This window comes from Microcystis sp. M53598_WE2 (genome assembly GCF_030067735.1).
GTDB lineage: Bacteria > Cyanobacteriota > Cyanobacteriia > Cyanobacteriales > Microcystaceae > Microcystis > Microcystis aeruginosa.
This window is the reverse complement of sequence record NZ_JASJFE010000776.1, coordinates 1-2,864: the sequence shown is the minus strand read 5'-3', so window position 1 is coordinate 2,864 and position 2,864 is coordinate 1. Positions and strand designations below refer to the sequence as shown.

The following is a 2,864-nucleotide window of genomic DNA, read 5'->3' as shown; positions in this document are numbered from 1 at the left end:
TAAAGAATACACCGCCTCAATGGGGACGGAAATTTATCCAGACTATTGCCGATCTACGATTGGCAATTATCCTCTTACTTTTAATCGCTATTTTTAGCATTTCTGGAACGGTAATAGAACAGGGTCAATCTCTATCTTTCTACCAAGCTAATTATCCTGAAAAACCCGCTTTATTTGGCTTTCTGACTTGGAAAGTTTTATTAATAATGGGATTAAATCATGTTTATAGCACTTGGTGGTATCTATCATTATTAATTCTCTTCGGTTCCAGTTTAACCGCTTGCACCTTCCGACGACAATTACCCGCTTTAAAGGCGGCCAGAAACTGGCAATTTTATCAACAATCTCGCCAATTTCAAAAACTAGCTTTAAGTGCCGAATTAGAAACTGGTTCCCTAGAATCTCTCACCCCCTTGTTAGAAAAAAAAGGCTACAAAGTTTTTCTAGAAAATAACAGTCTTTATGCTCGTAAAGGTCTGATTGGTAAAATCGGTCCGATTATCGTTCATGCAGCCATGTTAATTATTTTAGCAGGAGCGATCTGGGGAGCGTTAACGGGGTTTTTCGCTCAAGAAATGGTAGCTAGTGGCGATAGTTTTCAGGTGAAAAATATTATTGAAGCTGGACCCTTATCTAAAAATTCTCTCCCTAAGGATTGGGGGATTAAAGTTAATCGTTTTTGGATTGATTATAGTCCTAAAGGTGATATAGAACAATTTTATTCTGATTTGTCGGTGATCGATAATCAAGGACAGGAGATCGATCGCAAAACTATTCAAGTTAATCAACCTTTGCACCATAAAGGGGTGACTTTTTATCAAACCAGTTGGGGGATTGCTGGGGTAAAAGTACAGGTGAATAATAGTCCGATCCTACAGCTACCGATGGCTAGTTTAGACACCAAAGGTAATGGACAAATCTGGGGAACTTGGATTCCGACTAAAACCGATCTTAGTGAGGGAGTTTCTCTTTTAACCAGAGATTTACAAGGTACGGTAATTGTCTATGATGCTCAGGGAGATTTAACCTCTGCTGTACGAGAAGGAATGACGATTCCCATCAATGGAGTTAATCTAAAAATAGTCGAATTAGTGGGCAGTACAGGTTTACAAATTAAGGCAGATCCAGGAGTACCTATCGTCTATTTAGGTTTTGCTTTATTGATGATGGGAGTGGTAATGAGTTACTTTTCCCATTCGCAAATTTGGGCTTTACAATCTGGCGATCGCTTTTATATTGGTGGTAAAACTAATCGCGCTCAAGTCAGTTTTGAACGGGAAATAATTGATACCATTGAAAGGCTAAAGTTAAAGTAGAATTGACCTTAATCTGGTGTCGTTTCCCGATGAAAAGTTCTGTTTATCTACTGACTCCTGACTCCTGACTCCTAACTCCACCAACAAACTTTTTCAGTAAACCCCAATTACTTATATGCCAGAATTGCCAGAAGTAGAAACGGTGCGTCGCGGGTTAAATCAAGTTACCCAGGGCCAAAAAATTATCGGTGGGGAAGTATTATTACAGCGTACCCTAGCCTATCCTAATTGCGAGGCAACTTTTCTGCAAGGAATTGCTCAGACCACGATTACCAATTGGCAGCGCCGAGGCAAATATCTCCTCGCCAATTTAGATAATGGTAGCAGTATCGGGGTTCATCTGCGTATGACCGGACAATTGCTCTGGGTAAAAGATACCACTCCCCTGCCGATTCATACGCGCTTACGCTTCTTTTTTGCCAATCAGCAAGAATTGCGCTTTGTCGATACCCGCACTTTCGGGAAAATTTGGTGGATTGCCGCCGATCAAACCCCAGAAACTGTGATTACCGGTCTGAAAAAACTGGGACTAGAACCCTTTGATCGCAATTTTACCGCCGATTACCTCTATAGTCACTGTCAAAAAAGTCGTCGTCCGATTAAAACTTTTCTCCTCGATCAAAATGTAGTCGCAGGAATTGGCAATATCTACGCAGATGAAGTTCTTTTTAAAAGTGGCATCCATCCCCAAACTGCCGCTAATCTCTTGAAAATTGAGCAAATAGACTTATTGACAAAAAACATTATTTCTGTATTGGAAACAGCGATCGCTGAAGGCGGAACCAGTTTTAGCGATTTTCTCCACGTTACGGGAGTTAATGGCAATTATGGGGCGATGGCCTGGGTTTACGGTCGTAATGGCGAAAATTGTCGCCTTTGCGGTGCAACTATTGCCAGAATTAAATTAAGTGGGCGCTCGGCTCATTTTTGTCCCCAGTGTCAAGTCTCAAGGGGAGAAGGGAGAAAAAGCTGATCACTGATTAGGGGCTGTGGCTTCAATTTTGTTATTTTCGTCGGCTAGGGTCTGAATCTCCTGTCTGTAAGCAAAAGGAGCGCGACTGAGAGCATCTTGAAAGAGGGGTTGAGCCTCTTGATTTTTGCCCTGTTCTTTCAGTACGATCGCCGCTGCCACAATCGGTCGGAAATCGTTAACATCCATCTGTTGAGCTTGTTTATAGGCGTTTAAAGCTTCCGGATAATTTTGCTGCTCGAAATAGATTTTGCCTAAAAGTAACTGAACGGAAACGATATCGATTAAACTAGCAGGATTATTGGGATCGGCAGCAGCTTTTAAAGCGCGATCAAGCGTATCTTTGACCAGACTAATCGCCTCGATCGGGCGGTTTTGGCTAAGAAATAAATTAGTTAATCCGGTCAAGGCCCGCAGCTCTTGGGGATGGGAGGCTAAAAGAGCGCGATAACTGGCTGTGGCTCCTGCATAGTCCTCTATTTGCTGTTTCGCTTCTGCCAAAAGTAGTAGATAATCGGATTGTTGGGGGTTAAGTTGCGCTAATTTTTCTAAAGGTTCGATCGCTTGCTTTAAATCGC

3 protein-coding genes are annotated in these 2,864 nt (G+C 42.0%); 2 read left to right on the top strand and 1 reads right to left on the bottom strand.

Annotation, left to right across the window (positions count from 1 at the left end; genetic code table 11):
- Positions 1-1,316, top strand: a 1,316-nt coding sequence (locus PX636_RS15840; protein WP_288117779.1) for a cytochrome c biogenesis protein, incomplete at its 5' end; no start/stop codon positions are given.
- Positions 1,317-1,431: 115 nt separating this feature from the next.
- A complete protein-coding gene (locus PX636_RS15835; protein ID WP_149986598.1) occupies positions 1,432-2,289 on the top strand; it encodes a DNA-formamidopyrimidine glycosylase in 858 nt (285 codons plus the stop codon).
- Here the strand turns inward: PX636_RS15835 and PX636_RS15830 are convergent.
- Positions 2,290-2,864, bottom strand: a 575-nt coding sequence (locus PX636_RS15830; protein WP_288117778.1) for a tetratricopeptide repeat protein, incomplete at its 5' end; no start/stop codon positions are given.